The sequence below is a fragment of the Embleya sp. L77 genome (assembly GCF_055557415.1).
On record NZ_CM145710.1, the window covers coordinates 2,021,200 to 2,039,284 of the forward strand.

General features: G+C 72.0%; 15 protein-coding genes. 8 read left to right on the forward strand and 7 right to left on the reverse strand.

Annotated features, from left to right (window positions below; all coding sequences use genetic code 11):
* Window positions 1–284 precede the first annotated feature (284 nt).
* From ACZOOI_RS38775 to ACZOOI_RS38785, 3 genes are all read right to left on the reverse strand, one after another.
* Window positions 285–1,172, reverse strand: coding sequence for a sugar phosphate isomerase/epimerase family protein (locus ACZOOI_RS38775; RefSeq protein ID WP_465281508.1), 888 nt, complete (start codon window positions 1,170–1,172; stop codon window positions 285–287).
* Window positions 1,173–1,341: 169 nt separating this feature from the next.
* Window positions 1,342–2,514 (reverse strand): dihydrodipicolinate synthase family protein, encoded by a 1,173-nt coding sequence (locus tag ACZOOI_RS38780; protein ID WP_465281509.1) that lies wholly within the window; start codon window positions 2,512–2,514, stop codon window positions 1,342–1,344.
* Window positions 2,511–3,680, reverse strand: coding sequence for a Gfo/Idh/MocA family protein (locus ACZOOI_RS38785; protein WP_465281510.1), 1,170 nt, complete (start codon window positions 3,678–3,680; stop codon window positions 2,511–2,513). Before ACZOOI_RS38785 ends, ACZOOI_RS38780 begins: the two co-directional genes overlap by 4 nt.
* A 212-nt stretch (window positions 3,681–3,892) precedes the next feature.
* On the opposite strand from ACZOOI_RS38785, the gene ACZOOI_RS38790 reads away from it, so the two are divergent.
* Entirely contained in the window at window positions 3,893–4,963 is a 1,071-nt protein-coding gene (locus tag ACZOOI_RS38790) for a LacI family DNA-binding transcriptional regulator (RefSeq protein ID WP_465281511.1), read from the forward strand.
* Window positions 4,964–5,256: 293 nt separating this feature from the next.
* Here the strand turns inward: ACZOOI_RS38790 and ACZOOI_RS38795 are convergent, their stop codons facing one another.
* On the reverse strand, window positions 5,257–6,507 hold the full coding sequence (locus ACZOOI_RS38795; RefSeq protein ID WP_465281512.1) for an MFS transporter: 1,251 nt from the start codon (window positions 6,505–6,507) through the stop codon (window positions 5,257–5,259).
* Between the two features lie 38 nt (window positions 6,508–6,545).
* Here ACZOOI_RS38795 and ACZOOI_RS38800 point away from each other — a divergent pair, with 38 nt between their 5' ends.
* Window positions 6,546–7,163 (forward strand): CGNR zinc finger domain-containing protein, encoded by a 618-nt coding sequence (locus ACZOOI_RS38800; RefSeq protein ID WP_465281513.1) that lies wholly within the window; start codon window positions 6,546–6,548, stop codon window positions 7,161–7,163.
* A 97-nt stretch (window positions 7,164–7,260) separates the two neighbouring features.
* Here the strand turns inward: ACZOOI_RS38800 and ACZOOI_RS38805 are convergent, their stop codons facing one another.
* Window positions 7,261–8,199 carry an alpha/beta hydrolase family protein gene (locus tag ACZOOI_RS38805; RefSeq protein WP_465281514.1) on the reverse strand — a complete coding sequence of 313 codons (939 nt, stop codon included), beginning with the start codon at window positions 8,197–8,199 and terminating at the stop codon, window positions 7,261–7,263.
* Window positions 8,200–8,403: 204 nt separating this feature from the next.
* Here ACZOOI_RS38805 and ACZOOI_RS38810 point away from each other — a divergent pair, with 204 nt between their 5' ends.
* The 4 genes from ACZOOI_RS38810 (at window position 8,404) to ACZOOI_RS38825 (ending at window position 12,386) form a co-directional block, all read left to right on the forward strand.
* Window positions 8,404–8,799 carry a MerR family transcriptional regulator gene (locus ACZOOI_RS38810; RefSeq protein ID WP_465281515.1) on the forward strand — a complete coding sequence of 132 codons (396 nt, stop codon included), beginning with the start codon at window positions 8,404–8,406 and terminating at the stop codon, window positions 8,797–8,799.
* Between the two features lie 386 nt (window positions 8,800–9,185).
* The gene (locus tag ACZOOI_RS38815; RefSeq protein WP_465281516.1) at window positions 9,186–10,529 is read left to right on the forward strand and encodes a sensor histidine kinase; all 1,344 of its coding nucleotides are present in this window, start codon (window positions 9,186–9,188) and stop codon (window positions 10,527–10,529) included.
* 53 nt (window positions 10,530–10,582) lie between these two features.
* Window positions 10,583–11,227 (forward strand): response regulator transcription factor, encoded by a 645-nt coding sequence (locus ACZOOI_RS38820; protein ID WP_465284135.1) that lies wholly within the window; start codon window positions 10,583–10,585, stop codon window positions 11,225–11,227.
* A gap of 334 nt (window positions 11,228–11,561) precedes the next feature.
* Window positions 11,562–12,386 carry a hypothetical protein gene (locus ACZOOI_RS38825; protein ID WP_465281517.1) on the forward strand — a complete coding sequence of 275 codons (825 nt, stop codon included), beginning with the start codon at window positions 11,562–11,564 and terminating at the stop codon, window positions 12,384–12,386.
* A gap of 181 nt (window positions 12,387–12,567) precedes the next feature.
* Here ACZOOI_RS38825 and ACZOOI_RS38830 read toward each other — a convergent pair whose 3' ends face one another.
* Window positions 12,568–13,374, reverse strand: a complete 807-nt coding sequence (locus ACZOOI_RS38830) for a sugar phosphate isomerase/epimerase family protein (protein WP_465281518.1) — start codon at window positions 13,372–13,374, stop codon at window positions 12,568–12,570.
* Between the two features lie 626 nt (window positions 13,375–14,000).
* Between ACZOOI_RS38830 and ACZOOI_RS38835 the strand changes: the two genes are divergently transcribed.
* The gene (locus tag ACZOOI_RS38835) at window positions 14,001–14,186 is read left to right on the forward strand and encodes a hypothetical protein (RefSeq protein ID WP_465281519.1); all 186 of its coding nucleotides are present in this window, start codon (window positions 14,001–14,003) and stop codon (window positions 14,184–14,186) included.
* 190 nt (window positions 14,187–14,376) lie between these two features.
* The gene (gene helR / locus ACZOOI_RS38840) at window positions 14,377–16,530 is read left to right on the forward strand and encodes an RNA polymerase recycling motor ATPase HelR (RefSeq protein ID WP_465281520.1); all 2,154 of its coding nucleotides are present in this window, start codon (window positions 14,377–14,379) and stop codon (window positions 16,528–16,530) included.
* Between the two features lie 143 nt (window positions 16,531–16,673).
* On the opposite strand, the gene ACZOOI_RS38845 is transcribed toward helR, so the two are convergent.
* A complete protein-coding gene (locus tag ACZOOI_RS38845; protein WP_465281521.1) occupies window positions 16,674–18,047 on the reverse strand; it encodes an MFS transporter in 1,374 nt (457 codons plus the stop codon).
* Window positions 18,048–18,085: the final 38 nt, after the last annotated feature.

The window sequence follows — 18,085 nt, forward strand, 5'->3', positions numbered from 1 at the left end:
GGGTTCGTCGGGAGGCACCGTCCCGAACGCACGGGCCGAAACGATCACGACGGCTACATGACCCACCAACGGTAGGGCGTGCATGGCGCACCGACGCGAGGGCGTACATGCGGCGACGCGTACCCGCTTCTCGGCTTCGACGTCGAGCCGACCGGGTGGTGGTCCCGACGGATGTGCAGAGTCGGTGACCGGGGCGGCCGGGGTGACCGGGGCGGCCGGTCGCCCGGGACCACGGCTGCGGCAACGACCCCGGCCCCCGGGGCGGTTCGCGGTCGGTGGTGGTGTCAGGCGAGGACCTCCGTCACGTAGCGGCGCTTCATGGTGTCGACCACCGCGTCGCCGTTCGCGGCCCAGACGTCCGCGTTGAAGATTTCCACCTCGATGTCGCCGGTGTAACCGGCCCTGTCGACCGCCGCCGTCAGCGTCCGGAAGTCGATCACGCCGTCGCCCATCATCCCCCGGGCGAGCAGGTTGTCGGCCGGCAGCGGCAACACCCAGTCGCAGACCTGGTACGAGGCGATCCGCTCGCCCGCCCGGGCGATCGCCGCGAACAGGTACGGGTCCCACCACACATGGAACGCGTCCACCACGACGCCCACCTGCCCGACCGGATGCGGCTCGGCCAGGTCGAGCGCCTGGTCGAGGGTGGACAACACCGCGCGGTCGGCGCAGTACATCGGGTGCAGCGGCTCCAACGCGAGTCGCACGCCGTGCGCACCGGCGTACGGCGCGAGTTCGGCCAGCGCCTCGGCCACCCGCTCCCGTGCGCCCAACAGATCCCGGTCCCCGTCGGGCAGCCCGCCCACGACCAGCACCAGGCACGCCGCCTCCACCGCCGCGGCCTCCTCGATCGCACGGCGGTTGTCCGCGATCGCCTCGGCCCACGCGTCCGGCTCACGCGCCGTCAGAAACCCGCCGCGGCACAGCGACGACACCCGCAACCCGGCGTCGCGCACCAGCTTCGCCGCCTCGGCCGGGCCCGCGTCGGCGACCTTGTCCCGCCACAACCCGATCGCGGGCAGCCCCGCCCGCACACACCCGTCCACCGCCTCGCGCAACGACCATTCGCGCGTCGTCCACTGGTTCAGCGAGAGCCGCGCCAGCCGCGGGTCACCGGCCTCGGGAGTGGCCGTGGTGGCGGGTCGTCCGCTCGGTACATCCAACGTGCTCATGCCGGCGCCCCCGTGCCTGTGCCCACTGCCGTACGCCGTTCCCGGCCCGTCTCCGTGCCCACTTCCGTGGCCGTCTCCGTAGTCGTGCGCGGCTCGCGTCCGCATCCGCCTCCGCCTCCGCCAAGGAGGACGAACACCGGCCGCCCCGCGCCGAGTGCGCCCGCCCGCCTCACGCGCGCACCCCCGCCACCGCGAGCAGCGCCCGCATGCGGTCGGCCGCCAGGTCGGCGTCCGGGAGCAGGCCCGCCGCGTCCGCGAGGCGATATGCCTGCGCCAAGTGAGGGAGCGAGCGGGCCGATTGGGCGCCGGCGATCATGGTGAACGCGGGCTGGTGGCCGGTGAGCCAGGCCAGGAAGACGATGCCGGTCTTGTAGTGGTACGTGGGGGCGGCGAACAGATGCCGGGACAGCGGGACCGTCGGCGCGAACAGGGCGTCGTATCCCGCCGAGTCGCCCGCGTCCAGGGCGCGCAGTGCGCCCGCCGCAACCGGGGCGATCGCGTCGAAGATGCCGAGCAACGCGTGGCTGAAGTGCCGGTCGTCGCCCCGGATCAGCTCCGGGTAGTGGAAGTCGTCCCCGGTGTAGAGCCGTACACCCGGCGGGAGTTCTGCGCGCAACCGGATCTCGTGGTCGCGGTCGAGCAGCGAGACCTTGACCCCGTCGACACGGTCCGCGTGCTCGCGCACCAGCTCCAGGAACACTTCGGTCGCCGCGTCCACGTCGGCCGATCCCCAGTAGCCGGCCAGCGCCGGGTCGAACACCTCGCCCAGCCAGTGCAGTACGACCGGACGCCGCACCTGCCGGAGCAGCGCCCCGTACACCCGGCGGTAGTCCTCTGCGCCGCGCGCGGCCGCGGCCAGCTGACGGCTGGCCATCAGCACCACCTTGGCACCCGATTCCTCGACCACCGCGACCTGTTCCGTGTAGGCGGCGATCACCTGATCGACGGTCAGGTCCGGGTCGGCGTGGTCGGTGCCCGCGCCGCACGCGATCAGCGTGTAAGGATCGCCGACGGTGGCCGCCTCGGCGGCGCTGCGCCGGATCAGTTCGGCGGTGGCCGCCCAGTTCAGGCCCATGTTCCGCTGCGCGGTGTCCATCGCGTCCGCGACCGCGAACCCGTGCGACCACAGGTGGTGCCGGAAGGCGAGGGTGGCGTCCCAGTCCGGCACGGCCGGCCGGCCCGGGGTGTTGTCCGCGAGCGGGTCGGCCACCACGTGTGCGGCGGCGTACGCGGTGCGGGTACGAAAGGCCGGCCCGCCGGGGGCTGCACCGAGGTAGACCCCGGTGGGCCGGTACGCCTCCAGTGCGCCGCTCGTGGTGGGCAGCAACAGGTCGGCGGTCATGCGGACTTCCCGTCCAGCACGGGCAGCTCCACCCGACGCCCCTCGGCCGACGAGCGCAGCCCGCACTCGGCCAGCTGCACGCCGCGTGCCCCGGCGAGGAAGTCGAAGGCGAACGGTTCGTCGGCCACCACGTGCCGGACGAAGTCCTCCCACTGCACCTTGAATCCGTTGTCGAAGCCGGCGTCCCCGGCGTTGTCCGGCACTTCCTGCCACTGGTCCCGGAACGGCTCGGTGACCGGAAGGTCGGGATTCCACACCGGAGTCGGGGTCGCCGACCGGTGCTGCACCCGGCAGCGGCGCAAGCCCGCGACCGCGCTGCCCTCGGTGCCGTCCACCTGGAACTCCACCAGTTCGTCCCGGTTGACCCGCACCGCCCAGGAGGAGTTGATCTGCGCGACGATTCCGCCTGCGAGTTCGAAGATGCCGTATGCGGCGTCGTCGGCGGTCGCCGGGTACTCGCGCCCCTGCTCGTCCCACCGGGTGGGTATGTGCGTGACCGCCTTCGCGGTCACCGCCTCGACCCGGCCGAACAGGTTCTCCAGCACGTAGGACCAGTGGCAGAACATGTCCACGACGATGCCGCCGCCGTCCTGGGAGCGGTAGTTCCAGCTCGGGCGCTGGGCGGGCTGCCAGTCGCCCTCGAACACCCAGTAGCCGAACTCGCCGCGTACCGAGAGGATTCGGCCGAAGAAGCCGCCCTCGATCAGCCGACGCAGCTTGAGCAGGCCGGGCAGGAAGAGCTTGTCCTGCACCACGCCGTGCTTGACGCCGGCGGCGTCGGCGGCCCGGGCCAGGTCGAGAGCGCCGGTGAGCGTCTCGGCGGTCGGCTTCTCGGTGTACACGTGCTTGCCCGCCGCGATCGCCGCGTGGATCGCCTGCTCGCGGGCCGTGGTCACCTGTGCGTCGAAGTAGATCGAGTTGGCCGGGTCGGCCAGCGCGCCGTGCAGGTCGGTCGTCCACGCGTCGATGCCGTGCCGCTCGGCGATCGCGCGCAACTTCTCCGCGTCCCGGCCGACCAGGACCGGTTCCAGCCGGACCCTGGACCCGTCGGCGAGCGCGACGCCGCCCTGGTCGCGGATGGCCAGGATCGAACGGACCAGATGCTGGCGGTAGCCCATCCGGCCGGTGACGCCGTTCATCACGACGCCGAGGGTGTGGGTGGTCATGGGGGCCTCTCAGAAGCGGACGGAACGGAAGCGGTGGGCCGTCGGGCGCGGCGTGTGGTGGTCGTGGCCTTGGTTCCCGCTGGGAAAGCGCTTTCCCGTAAGTTAGGGCGGCGCGACGATCAGGTCAAGGGATCACCGCATTCATGCGGTTCGGGGGCCGATGCCCGTCGCGACAAGTTGGGTATGCGCTTTCCGATCGCTACTGTGTGCCCATGCCGAATCCGACCTCCGATCCGCCTGCGACCCGCCCGGCAGGCCCCGTCACCCTGCAGCAGGTGGCCGAGCGTGCCGGCGTGTCCTCGGCCACCGCCTCCCGCGCCCTGCACGGCAGCAGCGGCACCCGGATCGTGGGGGAGGAGTTGCGCCGCCGCGTCCTGGACGCCGCCCGTGAACTGCGCTACGTCTCCAACGCGCCCGCCCAGGCCCTGGCCCGGTCGACGACCACGGTGGTCGGCGTCGTCGTGCACGACGTGGCCGACCCGTACTTCGCCGCCATCGCCGCCGGCGCGATGGGCGTCGCCCGCGAACACGGCCTGCTCGTCATGCTCGCCGCGACCTTTCGCGACCCGGAACTCGAACTGGACTACCTGGCCCGGCTGCGCGCCCAACGCGCCCGCGCGGTGGTGCTGGCCGGCAGTGGTTTCGCCGATCACGAGTTCACCCGACGCCTGGCCGCCGAGGTGGACGCCTACCGCGCCGACGGCGGTCACGTGGTCGCCGTCGGCGCGCACGGGATCGCCTCGGACACGGTCCGCCCCGCCAACCGGGCCGGCGCCGCGCTCGCCGTGCGGCACCTGTACGACCTCGGCCACCGCAACTTCGGCATCGTCTCCGGACCGCGCGCGCTGACCACGGTGCGCGACCGGTTGGACGGCGCCCGCCGGCAACTTCGCTCCCTGGGCGTGGCGTTGCCCGCGACCCAGGTGATCGACGGCGGCTTCACCCGCGAGCAGGCCCGGGCCGCCGCCCGCGCGCTCGTGACCCGCGCGCCCGAACTGACCGCGATCGTGGTCCTCAACGACGTGATGGCCGCCGGTGTGCTGGCCGCGCTCCGCGACGACCTGGGATTGCGCGTACCGGAACGCATCTCGGTGGTCGGCTTCGACGATCTGCCGTTCGCCGCCGACCTGAATCCCCCATTGACCACCATCCGACTGCCGCTGGCCGACATCGGCGCCCGCGCGATGGACATGATCCTCACCGGCCCGACCATCGAGCCCCGCACCCTCGACCTGGACACGGAACTCGTCGTCCGCAGCAGCACCACGACCGCGCCGCGGTAGAGGTGCGGCGGGGCTGGGCCGTGTCCGCCGGACACCCCACGGCGGGTCTGCAATCCCGGGTCGGGCTCCGCGGCGTCCGGTGCCATGTATCGGTGTGCCGGGGAAGCGCTCGCATGGTGGTTCTATTCGGGTTTCCCCGGGGCGGTGAGGTGCGGTGCCGGGCGTTGCGGTGCTCGGCGTGGGATCGAAGAATCGGCCTAGGTGAGCGGCTGAGCCTCGGTGGCGGTGGCGGTGGCGGTCGCGGGCTCTGCGGGCTCTCGGCGGGCGGTGGTGGCATGCGTTCGTGGGTCGGGTTAATCGGGTCGGGTCGGCGCGGGTGCGGGCGCGGGGCCCGGCGGCGTCGGTCGGCAGCACACGTGAACGTCGGGTCGGCGCGGGCGCAGGTGCAGGCGCGCGAAGGTCAGTGCCGCCAGGACTTCGAAGGTGGTTGCCGCGTACAGGGGGATCGGGTGTGCGTGGGTGGTCAGTGGGCCGGTGAGGGCCGCGCCGAGGGCGAAGGCGGTGATCTTCAGGCTTGCGCCGGTGGTGAAGATCCGACTGCGGAGTCGGTCCGGGGCCTCGCGGTGGCGGATCGCGAACAGCGCGGTCAGTTGCGGGCCTTCGCCGATGCCGGCGAGCAACATCGCGGCGATCAGCAACATCGGCCGGCCGGTCGACGCCAGTAGGAAGGCCCCCGCCAGGATCAGCGCGCTGCACCACATCACCGTGTCCGGGCGGACGGCGTGCGGCCGGCGGGCGAGGAGTGCGTTGGTGGTCAGGGCCGAGGCGGCCACGACCGAGAGCAGGATCGTGCCGTGTGCGGCGGAGCCGAAGACCTGCTCGCCCAACAGCGGGCTGTACGCGACCAGGATGCCCTGACCCACGCAGGACGACATCGACGCGACCGTGGCCCGGGCCAGTGGCGGAGTGCGGAAGACGGCCCGGAAGCCGGCGGCCAGGTCGGTACCGATCGACGTGGTCGACCTCGCTCGCCGCGTGTGGTCTCGTGATGGGGGCAGCGTCCGGGCCGCGGGCAGCGCGAGGCAGATCAGCGCGATCGAGGCGACCACCGCGGCGCGGGCACCCGCCAGGCCGGCCACGACGCCGGCCAGGGCCGGTCCGGTCAGGCCGGCCAGGTTGAAGGTCATCGCGTCGAGCGCGGTGGCGCGGGGCAACCTCGCAGCCGGTACCACGCGCGGCAGTTGCGCGGTCCAGCCGCCGGCCAGGGCCGGAGCAGCCAGGCCCGCGCACGCCGCGATCAGGAGGGCGACCGGGAGCGGGAGCGGTCCCAGGCACAGCACGATCACCGCGAGCGCCACCGCGTAGCCGGCCAATGCCCCGGTGAGCAGCCGGCCGGGCCGTGCCGACCGGTCCAGCAGCACACCGAGGAGCGGGCCGCCGAGCGCCGCGGACGCGGTGACGGCCGCGAGCAGCGCCGACCCGGTGGCCGCCGACCCGGTGACCGCGAATCCGGCCAGGAGCAGCGCCGGCCCCGACATCTCGTCGCCCGTACGCGCGGCCGCCGCCCCTACGGTGTACGACCACATTCCGTAACGCTTTGTCATGTCCGGAACGTTACGCAGGTAACTCAAACCTTCGCCAGATGCGTTACATTCGAGACGTGCCTCCCACGAACGACGATCGATCCACCCGCCACTCGGTCCAGGCCGTGGCCCGCCGGACGGTGGCCCTGGTCAACGCCCTGACCGGGAACGATCCGGCGGCGGACCGGGTTACGGCGACCGATCAGGCTCCGGCGACGCCGTCGCCGGCGGCCGTCGCGGATCTGTTGCGGGCCCATGGCGAGCCCGACCCGATCGACCTGTCCCCGGCCGACGTCACCGACCTGCGTGCCGCAGCCGTACTGCTGCGCACGGTCTTCGCCGCCGAGGACGTCGCCAGCGCCGCAGCCGCGCTCAACCGGCTGCTGCGTCGTGGCCGAGGTGCCCTCCGGCTCACCTCGCACGACGGGCGCAGCCCCTGGCATCCGCATCTGGACAGCGACGACGACGCCCCGTGGGGCGAGTGGTTCCTGGCCTCGTCCTGCCTGGCGCTGACCATCCTGGTGTGGGATCGACAACGGCCGCCCGGCGGCGTGTGCGCGTCCGGCACCTGCCACCACGTCTTCACCAACGAGGGCAGCGGCCCGCCCCGCCGCTACTGCTCCCGCCGCTGCGCCACCCGCGAGCGAGTGGCAGCCCACCGACGAACTCGGGCCTGACGCCTGTCATGTGCGGAGACCGTCGTCGCGCGGCCGCTCCCGCCCCGGTTGCCAACAGGAGATTGTGGTGACCGGGGCGAGCGCGCACACACCGGGGTTACTTGGACTCCAGTCGTCCCAGCGGGTGGGAATCGGCGAGTGCGCCCTGCGCCGTCTCCCAGTCGGTGTGATCGATCCCGGTGACGTGGCGCAGGTACGCGAGGGTGACCTGCTGAACGAGAGCGACCCGGCTGGGGTCTTCGTCGGTGGTCTCCGCCACCTGGTAGCCGGAGATGCCTCCGAGGAAGTGCTCGCCCCCGTGGACGGTGAGCAGGCTCTTGTTGCCGCGGCTGAGGGTGTAGGGGTCACTCGTCCACGCCGGCCCCCGGGTGGTGAGAGGGAGGTCGTCCCTGTCCCCCGCGACGACCAGTCCGGGTGCGGTGATGTGGGAGAAGTCCTGATCACGCAGCCACGGGAGGTTCTCGTGGGCGAACGGGGTCAGTTCGTCACCGCCCTTGCCGGCGGTGGCCAGCTGGACGCTGGCCATGACCCGCGAGTCGGACAGGTCCTCGGCGACGCCGGTCTGCGGATCCTTGACGCGCAGACCCACCAGGATGCCCGCGGTCTGGCCGCCGAAGGAGTGCCCCGCCGCGACGATGCGGCTGTGGTCGACCCGGCCCGCCAGGCCCGGCACGGACGCTTCCAGGGTCTCGAGCTCATCCAGGACGCGCTGCATGTCCTGCACGCGGTGGCGCCACATGTGGGGCTTGCGGGGGTCGTCCGGGGCGAGGTTGAAACGCTTGGAGTCGAGGTGGGTGGCCTGGACGACCACGAAGCCATGGGACGCCCAGTGGTCGACCAGCGGTGCGTAGCCGTCCAGGTTCGAGCCGAATCCGTGCGCGAACAGCACGAGCGGCAGATCGGTGCCGGTGACCGGGGCGGAGACGCGTACGTGCAGGTCCTCGCCGCGCTGCGGTGCGGGCAGCACGAGCGGCTTGACCGCCACGGTCGGGGTGGATGCGGGACCGGTGAGACCGGTCGTCTGGTTGGTGGTCATGCCTGTGTCTCTTCCAGAGTGTCGTGCGTGCGGCGGATCACTGACGTGCTCACGCATGGAACGCTCCAGTTCGATCGAGATGTGGCATATCGGGGTGTTCCGGAAGGAAACTCCCGGAGGAGGGCACCTCGGTTACGCTAAGACCTGACGTTGACGTCAAAGGCAAGTAAGTATGAGGTGGATCACATAGGCGTGGAGTTGGGAATGCGCATTGGGGAACTCGCCCGCCGCACGGGCGTCACCACCAGGGCCCTTCGGTACTACGGGGAGCAGAATCTGCTCGTTGCCGAGCGCAGCGAGAGCGGTCAGCGCCACTACACGGAAGCTGCGGTCGACCGCGTTCGCGTGATCCGGGAGCTGTATGCCGCCGGTCTGTCCAGCAAGACCATTGCCGAACTCACACCCTGCGTCGTCGACGGCAAGGCCACGCCGGAGCTTCTCGAGCGCCTGGCCGCAGAGCGTGATCACATAGACCGGCACATCGCGGACCTCACGCACACCCGAGACCGGCTCGACTCGGTCGTTGCCGGCGCCTCTGCCAACATGCACACCGGTACGCCCTGCCGGCCGAACACGGCCGCCCAGCCAGAAAACTCATGAAGATGTTGCGTTCCGGTCCCGCCGCGTCAGCGGCGGGACCGGACTCGTTTTCATGGTGCGGGGGGAATGATCGGGCGAGTTGATCGGGCCGGACGCGTGGGCGACGTGTCGGGAACTGATCCCGGCCGCGAGTGTGTTCGCGTTCCTGGCCGAGCATCGCGAGGCGTTGTTCCCGGGGCTGACGTTCGCGGACCGCCGTCGCCCTCACCCCGGGCGCCGGGGTCGAACACCACGAGGCGAACGTCGCCCTGAACCTGGAGCGGGTTCGGCCCTGGCCCGCCGCGCGGATACTGGGCATTTCGCCGATGCCGATGCCGATGCCGACGCCCACGCCGACGCCGGAACGGTCGGCGGAGGCCGTTCCGCAGCCGTATTAGCGTAGGGCCATGACCAACTCGCTCTCCTCCGCGGTCCGGGGTCGGTGGTGGTGGTCGGGCGCGGGAGTCGTTTCCCGCACGGGGCGGCACACGCTCGTGCAATCGCTCTACCTGCTCACCGCGCCGGTGACCGCCGCGGCCGGGCTCCTGGCGGTGCTCGGCGGAGTGTTCGTCGCGGCGGTCGCTCTGCTGGTGCCCGGGGGATCGCCGGTCGTGGTCCGTGCCCTGGCGCCGGCGCGGTGGTGCGCCGATCTGGAACGGTGGCGCATTGCCAAGGTTCGTCCCCCGGCCGCGGCGGAGGAACGCGGCGATGTGCCGTCGAGGCCGCCCGGAGGCGCCGCCGCGTCCGCCCCCGGCCGGTGGCTCGAAGTGGTCCACGCGGTGGTGGTGTTCCCGGTCGCTCTGGTCACGTCGGCGGTGATCGCACTGTGGTGGTTCGTCGGACTCGCCTGCGTCACGTGCGGCCTGCGCTACCGGTACGCACCGCCCGGGTCGCTGCGGCCGCTGTCCCTGAATGCGGGCAGCGCCGAATCGCACATCACCGTCAGCCTGGGGTTGTCGTCGCCGACCGATCGGGTCGCCTTCGGTACCACGGTCGGCCTGCTGTTGCTGGCCACTCTGCCGCTGGTGACCCGGGCGTGCACCACCGCCCAGGTCGGGTTGGGGCAGGCGTTGCTCTCCCACGCGTCCGCGTTGCAGCACAGGATCAGCGGCCTGGAGCGGGAGCGCGACACCGCCCGCGCGCAGACCGTGGCCGCGGTGACGGCCGAGGCGACCGCGCTGCGCCGACTGGAGCGCGACATCCACGACGGTCCCCAGCAACGACTGGTGCGCCTGGCGATGGAGTTGGGGCGGGCCCAGCACTACCTGGACAGCAGGCCGGAGACCGTCCGGGCGGCCCTCGCCGACGCGATCGTGCAGACGCAGGAGGCGCTGGAGGAGTTGCGGGCGCTCTCGCGCGGCATCGCCCCGCCGATCCTGGTGGACCGCGGCCTGAACGACGCGCTCACCGCCCTGGCCGCGCGCTCCACCGTCCCGGCCGAACTCGATACGGTTCCCCTGGACCGTCGGCCGGCCGCCGACATCGAGACGGCCGCGTATTTCGTGGTCGCGGAGGCCCTGACCAACGTGGCCAAGCACAGCCATGCGCAGCGGTGCACGATCGCACTACGGCACAGTGGGGGAACCTTGCGGGTGTGGGTGACGGACGACGGGGTGGGCGGCGCGGCGCCGGCCAAGGGACACGGACTGCGGGGGCTGGACGAGCGGCTGCGTGCGGTCGGCGGTCGGCTTGAGGTCGATAGCCCCTCCGGAGGCCCGACCACGATCACCGCCGTGCTGCCGTGTTGCTGACCCCGGACGAAGGAGCGCCCGAATCGGCGTCGGACCGTGCGGTGCGCGGTTCGTTGCGGATCGTCGTGGCCGACGACTCGGTGCTGCTGCGCGAGGGCCTGGTCCGGCTGCTCGTCGAGGACGGTCACCAGGTGGTGGACGCGGTCGGCGACGGCCCCTCCCTGGTGGAGGCGGTTCTCGCACACCGTCCGGACGTGTCCATCGTCGATGTGCGGATGCCGCCGACCCACACGGACGAGGGACTGCGCGCGGCGATCACCGCCCGCTCGCACCTCCCCGGAACCCCCGTGCTGATGCTCAGCCAGTACGTCGAGGCCTCCTACGCCGGCGACCTGCTCGCGGACGGTTCCGGCGCGGTGGGATACCTCCTCAAGGACCGGGTGGCCAGGGTCGCCGAGTTCCTGGACGCACTGGAGCGCGTGGCCCAGGGCGCGACGGTACTCGACCCCCAGGTCGTCGCCCAGTTGTTGACGGAGCAGCGCCGGGACAGCCCCGTGGGCACCTTGACCCCGCGAGAACGGCAGATCCTGGCGCTGATGGCCGAGGGCTGTTCCAACACCGCCATCACCCGGCAACTGGTGGTCTCCGCCAGCGCGGTGGAGAAGCACATCGGCAACATCTTCGCCAAGCTCGGCCTGCTGCCCGACGACGCCCGGCACCGCCGGGTACTCGCAGTCCTCACCTATCTCAGAGGCTGAACCCGTCTCGGTTGCCGAGCCCCGGGATGCCGAGCCCCGGGTTGCCGAACCCCGGGTTGCCGAGCCCCGGATGCCGAGTCCCGGTGGCCGAACCCCCCGAGGCCGAACCCTCCGGGGAGCCGACGGCGGTCGGCTTCATCCGGATTCGACCCTCTTCCAGCCTCCCCCCGGTGGCCGCCGGCGCGGCGCGGGGGTGTGGCCTGCCATACCCCCGAGTGTCCGGCCTGCCCCGGTGACCGGGCGCCGTCGGTGCGAAACCGTGGTCGGCATGACAGCAACACCACCCACCACGGGCCCGCGGCAACGCCGCACAACCCCGCCCCGATTCGCAGGTATGCCCGGTCGCACACTCGCCGCGCTCGTCGCCCTCACCGTGGCGCTCTTCGTCGCCCTCTTCGTCGGCCCCGGCGCGTTGGCGGCGACCGGGTCGGGCGCCGCACTGGACGAGGGCAACCTCGCCGAATCTTTCCGCAAGGCGTTCGTCGAATACTGGAATGCCGGCAATCGGGACTTCTCCCCGGGCATGGAACGGGTCGTCGACTACTGGTTCCGCTACCACGTGGCCAAGGCCGTGATCGCGGCGATCCTGCTGATCGTGCTCGTCGCGCTCGGCGTTCTCGTGTGGAGGGCGTTCCTGCGCGCCGGCGGTCTCGGCGCGGGACGGCGCGCCGGCCTCGCGTCGGCCGGCGTTCTCGTCACGCTCCTCGCGCTGTTCGCGGCGGTGACGACGGTGGCCAACATCCAGGGTGCGGTGGCGCCCTTCGCGTCGCTGTTGTCGATGTTGCCGACCGGTGCCCGAGACGGGGAACTCGCCGCCACACTGGGCCAGGTCCGACAGCGACTGGCCGCCCCCTCGGGTGCGGGCGAGCAGACCCCGCCGCCCCTCGACATGATGATCGACGACTTCGCCCGGTACCACCTGGCGATGGCCGTGCTCGGGGCGGTCCTGGCGGTCGTCCTGATCGGGTTGAGTGCGGTGTCGTGGCAGAGGTTCGCGAGGACGGAGTCGTCCGACCGGCGAACGAGGCGCCTGGTGGGGGCGTTCGGCGTTCTCACGGTGTTGTCGTCGCTGGTCCTGATCGTCGTCGCGGTGGTGAACACGGGCAACGCGACAGACCCGAGACCGGGACTCGCCGCCTTCTTCGAAGGCGGCTGGTAAGGCACCTCGTGGCCGGTGAGGCACGCACCGCGCGAACGGTGAGGCACCTTGCGAACGGTGGGGCACCCCGTGGGCGCGAGGCACCGCACGCGGACGGTGCGGCGCCCCGTGGGCGATCGGCCATCGGCTGTACGCCTTCGCCCCGTTCGCCCACCGCACGCGCCGTGCTCGGGCGGCTCCGCTACTCGGTCGTCGAGCCGAAGCGGTCCACCCAGTCGGCCGCGGCGGGCAACACCTCGTCGAGCGAGGCCACGTCCGGGTACCAGGCCTTCTCCCACTCCAACGACACCCAGCCCCGCCAGTCGTGTTCGCGCAGGATGGTTCCGATGGCGGTCAGCGGCACGGACCCGGTGCCCAGAGGGACCGGCGTGGTGTCGATGGCGGATGCGGCATCCTTGATCTGCACGTAGCGCAGCAGCCCGGCGAGGGCCTCGGCCGTGTCGGCGGGCTGCTCGCCGTGCCGCCACGGGTGCAACGCGTCCCAGATCACCCCGACCGCGCCGGCGAACGGTCGCACCAGGGAAGCGACCGCCGCGCCCGTGGGGTGCGAGTCGTGCGTCTCGACCAGCATGGTCACCCCGCGCGCGGTGGCTTCCGGAAGCAGCACTGCCAGTCTGTGCCAGGCGCGTTCGGCGTCGCCCTCGCCGGTGCCGCCCGGGAAGATCCGGACGGCCGGTGCGCCCAGGTCGTGCGCGAGGTCCAGGAGCCGGCTGATCGTGGACAGCACGACCGGGTCGGGGGTGGGCGCGCAGATGCCCGCGTAGCCGGCCAGGCACGGCACGGCGAGGTCGGCGTCGGCGATTCGGTCGCGGATGTCCCGGCGTTCCCCGACGGGTAGCTCCAAGTGGACGAACTCGTCCTGATGCACCCGCAGTTCGAGGCCCGTGCAGCCGTGTCGCAGGGCCAGGGCGAGGTGCTCGGACAGGGGCCGGCCGGGCGCGCCGAGCGTGCTGAACGCCCATCGTTTCGCACGCTCGGGTGTGCTCACGTGTGTCCTCGACTCCCTGGCCCGACCCCGCGCCACCGATCGGCCGGGCAGATCATTGACCGGAAAGCGCTTTCCGTACGCGAGGTTAGATCGCCGTCGGACGGCCGGTCAAGCGTGCCCCGCCGCCACGCCGATCCGGGCGCTTCGGCTCGGCCGAGCGGGTGGTGCGGGACGTAGGAGCCCTCGCGGCCCACTGAATCGCCGACTTGCCGACTTGCCGGTGCGGCGCGCCACGGCCATATCTGCGGCGGGGTTGCCGTAGCAGTCGCTCGCCGAGAGCATGTCCCCACCGCGCCGGTGTTCCCCGCGCCGGTGTCCACCGGGTCGCCTGCCGACCGGGTCGCCGGCGATGGACTCGGCAATCCGCACCCGCCGACTGCTGCGCGTACGCCGTTGCTTCGCGCGGGAGGCCGTCCGTCCGCCGGACGGTAAAGCCCGACATCAAAGCGGACGTGAACGCCGGACGTGAACGCCGGACATGAAAATGGCGAGGGAAACATCCACTCCTCGCCATATACAACTTATAACGCACCGGGGGCCTTGTGGCAAGGCCCCCGTCGTGCCGCAGAATCGTCGACCTGAGCCCGAGCATGGGGCGGAATCTGCGGAAACAGGAGAGTCATCACGTGCGTGTGCAGTTGTCGCCGTTCGGGTCGCGCGGGGACGTCCAACCGGTGCAGGGAATCGCGTTCGACGCCCTTGACGCGTGCGGCGCGTTCGACGCCCCTGACGCGCTCGACGCCCCCGACGCGTTCGATACGTCCGACGCGTTCGATGCGCCCGGCCGGGACAGGCCGCCGATGTCCGCGTGACCCACGCGGGATGGTCCAGCCGGGACCAGGAGGACGAGAACCCGCACTCCCCGGAGACCGGGACCGACCGCAGCCATGGAGCCGCGTCGGCCGAAGTGCCGCCCGTCCCGGCCACCGGATTCGTCCCGACGGTCCGAACCCCTTGCCACGCGCCACGGTCGTACCGCGACCGCAGATCGGAGCCGATGCCGTGAACCCCCTGACCGCCACCAGCGCGTTCGACCTTCCCGACCGCCTCTCCGCCAAGGCCGACCCGACGCTGATCGCCGGTGACGAGCGGCACTTCGCGGCCATCGCGGAATGCCTCGACCAATCGATCGCCGACCTGACCGACCGCCTCGATGCCGAGCGCAAGTCACCCGGCGGCAAGGGCCGACAGGCGATGGACCGGGACATCGAGATCCATCGGCTGACCACCCGGCTGCGGGCCCTGCGCCGCTTCGGGCTGGACCTGTGCCTGGGACACATGGTCGGCACGGACGACCCCGAGCCCGTGTACGTCGGACGACTCGGCCTCACCGACAACACGGGTCGTCAGCTGCTGATCGACTGGCGCACCCCCGCGGCCGAGCCGTTCTTCGGAGCCACCCACGCCAACCCGATGGGTCTGGCGAGCCGCCGCCGGTATCGCTGGACCCGCGGCCGGATCAGCGACTATTGGGACGAGGTGTTCACCGCGAACGGGTTCGTCGGACACGCCGCGCTCGACGACCAGTCCGCCTTCATCGCCAGTCTGGGCGGCAACCGGTCGGGTCGGATGCGCGACGTGCTCGGCACCATCCAGGCCGACCAGGACGCCATCATCCGCGCCGGCTCCCGCGGTGCTCTCGTCGTCGACGGCGGGCCGGGTACGGGCAAGACGGTCGTCGCGCTGCACCGCTCCGCCTACCTCCTGTACTCCGACCCCCACCTGGGTCATCGCCGGGGCGGCGTGTTGTTCGTCGGACCGCACCAGCCCTACCTGGGCTACGTCGCCGACGTCCTGCCCAGCCTCGGCGAGGAGGGTGTGCAGACCTGCACCCTGCGGGACCTGGTCGCCGAGGGTGCCGACGCGGGGATCGAGGCCGACCCGGAGGTGGCCCTCCTGAAGTCGTCCGCGGACCTGGTGAAGGCGATCGAGAAGGCCGTCACCTTCTATGAGGAGCCGCCCACGAAGGGGATGACGATCACGACCCACTGGTCGGACATCCGGCTGACCGCGGCCGACTGGGCGGAGGCGTTCGAGGCGGCGGAACCCGGTACGGCGCACAACGAGGCGCGTGAGCAGGTGTGGGAGGAACTGCTCACGATCCTGGTGGACAAGCACGACGACGACGAGGTCCCGGCCGACCTGCTTCGCAGGTCCCTGGCGCGGGACAGGGAACTGCTCACGGCCTTCAACCGCGCGTGGCCGCTGCTCGAAGCGGCCGACGTGGTCGGGGACCTGTGGACGGTACCCGCCTACCTGCGGATGTGTGCTCCCTGGCTGGCACCCGACGAAGTGCGCACGTTGCAGCGCGCGGACGCCCACGCCTGGACGGTGTCCGACCTGCCGCTCCTGGACGCGGCGCGGCAGCGGCTCGGCGACCCGGACGCGGCGCGCCACAGGCGCCGGCACCAGGCCGCCGCCGCAGCCGAACGCGAGCAGATGTCGCACGTCGTGGACGCCCTGCTGGAGGCCGACGACGACGGTGAGGGCGTGGTGACCATGCTGCGCGGGGAGGACTTGCGGACCTCCCTGGTCGACGAGTCGGCCCGGCCCGGCATCGAACCGGACCTGCTCGCCGGTCCGTTCGCGCACGTGGTCGTGGACGAGGCCCAGGAACTGACCGACGCGGAGTGGCAGATGTTGCTGCTCCGGTGCCCGTCCCGCAGTTTCACCATCGTCGGGGATCGGGCCCAGGCCCGGCACGGGTTCACCGAGTCGTGGCAGGAACGGCTCGAACGGATCGGGCTGGACCGGATCAACCTGGCCTCCCTGAGCATCAACTACCGGACACCCGAGGAGGTCATGACGCAGGCCGAGCCGGTCATTCGGGCGGTGCTCCCGGACGCCAACGTGCCGACTTCCATTCGCAGCAGCGGCATCCCCGTCGTGCACGGATCCACCGCGGAACTGCACTCGATCCTGGACACCTGGCTCGCCGCACATGCCGAGGGGATCGCCTGCGTCATCGGCGATCCCACGTTCCGGGCGACGTCCCGGGTGCGGTCGCTGACCCCGGAGCTGTCGAAGGGGCTGGAGTTCGACCTGGTCGTCCTCATCGACCCGGAGGCGTTCGGCATGGGTATCGAAGGAGCGGTCGACCGCTACGTCGCGATGACCCGGGCGACCCGGCAACTCGTCATCCTCACGAGCTGCTGAGGCCGGTCGGCCGAACACCCGCTCCCGCACCGGGCCGGTGACGTCCCGGTGCGGGAGCGGAAGGGAGGCGGAACCGGGTGACGGCGCCGCGACCGCCACTGCCGCCGCCCCGGCCGCCGCCACCGCCGCCGGTGCCCCGCGGGTCAGCGGCGGCGGCACACCGCGAGGGTCACGGCCGCGCACAGTACGGCCGGAAGCAGCAGAGCCCAGGCCAGGTCGTGCGGGTCGGCCGCGCCGTCGACGCTGACGAAGGCGCCCATCGCGGCGACGCCGACCGTCGCGCCGATCTGGCGGACCGCGTTGAGCAGGCCCCCGGCGGCGCCGGCCGTGCCCTCGGGGGCCGTGGTGATGACCGTGGTGACCAGTGCGGGGAGTGCGAAGGAGACGCCGAAGCCGGTGCACACCAGGCCGATGGCCAAGACCGGGTACGCCGAACCGGTCAGCACCGCCACCGCGAACACGACGCTGCCCGCGGTCAGCAGACCCAACCCGGCCAGCATCGGCCCGCGTGCTCCCGACCGGGCCACGATCCGGCCGGTGAGCAGCGGGTTGACCGCGAACGGCAGGGTCATCGGCAGGAACGCGACACCGGTCTCCAGCGGCGACATGTGCAGGTTCTGCCGAAACAGCAGTGGCAGGACGAACAGCAGCCCGGTCATCGCGAAGTTGACCGCGGCCCCCGCGAGCAACGCGGACACCGTGCCCCGCGAGCGCAGGATCGCCCGGGCCAGCACCGGGTTGGCGCTGCGCCGCTCGGATCCGGCGAACAGCAGCCCGGCCAGCGCCGCACCCGCACCCGAGGCGACCGCGTGCGTCGCGCCGCCGGAGCCGGCCGCGATCAGGGCGTCGGTGGCCAGTGCCAGCGCGACGCACGCGGCGAGTTGGGAAGTCCAGTCGATCGGCCGTACGCCCTTCGGGCAGTGCACCGTGCGTCCGGCGGTCAGGGCCAGGGTGAGGGCGGCGAGCGGCACGTTGATCAGGAAGATGGCCCGCCAGCCGAACGCGTCGACCAGCAGTCCGCCGGCAATGGGTCCCACCGCGAGTGCGGCGCCGCTGAGCGCGGCCCACACCGCGACTGCCCTGGCCCGCTCCGCCGGCACCGGATACAGCGTGGTGACCATCGCCATCGACGCGGGTACGCACGCGGCGGCGGCCACGCCGAGCAGTCCGCGCAGCGCCACCAGGGTCCACAGGTCCGGTGCCCATGCACTGAGCAGCGAGCCGAGGCCGAACGCGACGATGCCCACCCGGAACGCCCGATGGGCACCGAACCGGTCGGACACCGCCCCCGCCGTCAGCAGCAGCGCGCCGAACACGACGGTGTACCCGGACACCACCCATTGCAGACCCGCCACCGAACTGCCCAGCGAGCGCGCCAGATCCGGCTCGGCGACCGAGAGCACGGTCAGGTCGAGCAGCACCATGAAGTAGCCGAGCGCAATGCCGAGGAGGGCGACCGTACGCGAGCGCGCCGTCGGCGTGGGCCGGGTGGAAACGGGTGAATCGACGACAGTCATCGAGAGTTCTCCAAGCACGGGAAGGGCGCGAACCCGGC

Excerpts from the sequence above, each read along its gene's own strand:
- ACZOOI_RS38790 (WP_465281511.1), top strand. The coding sequence starts at position 3,893 with ATGCCGAATCCGACCTCCGATCCGCCTGCGACCCGCCCGGCAGGCCCC.
- ACZOOI_RS38775 (WP_465281508.1), bottom strand. The coding sequence starts at position 1,172 with ATGAGCACGTTGGATGTACCGAGCGGACGACCCGCCACCACGGCCACT.
- ACZOOI_RS38800 (WP_465281513.1), top strand. The coding sequence starts at position 6,546 with ATGCGTTACATTCGAGACGTGCCTCCCACGAACGACGATCGATCCACC.
- ACZOOI_RS38810 (WP_465281515.1), top strand. The coding sequence starts at position 8,404 with ATGCGCATTGGGGAACTCGCCCGCCGCACGGGCGTCACCACCAGGGCC.
- ACZOOI_RS38845 (WP_465281521.1), bottom strand. The coding sequence starts at position 18,047 with ATGACTGTCGTCGATTCACCCGTTTCCACCCGGCCCACGCCGACGGCG.
- ACZOOI_RS38780 (WP_465281509.1), bottom strand. The coding sequence starts at position 2,514 with ATGACCGCCGACCTGTTGCTGCCCACCACGAGCGGCGCACTGGAGGCG.
- ACZOOI_RS38815 (WP_465281516.1), top strand. The coding sequence starts at position 9,186 with ATGACCAACTCGCTCTCCTCCGCGGTCCGGGGTCGGTGGTGGTGGTCG.
- ACZOOI_RS38795 (WP_465281512.1), bottom strand. The coding sequence starts at position 6,507 with ATGACAAAGCGTTACGGAATGTGGTCGTACACCGTAGGGGCGGCGGCC.
- ACZOOI_RS38805 (WP_465281514.1), bottom strand. The coding sequence starts at position 8,199 with ATGACCACCAACCAGACGACCGGTCTCACCGGTCCCGCATCCACCCCG.
- ACZOOI_RS38785 (WP_465281510.1), bottom strand. The coding sequence starts at position 3,680 with ATGACCACCCACACCCTCGGCGTCGTGATGAACGGCGTCACCGGCCGG.
- ACZOOI_RS38825 (WP_465281517.1), top strand. The coding sequence starts at position 11,562 with ATGCCCGGTCGCACACTCGCCGCGCTCGTCGCCCTCACCGTGGCGCTC.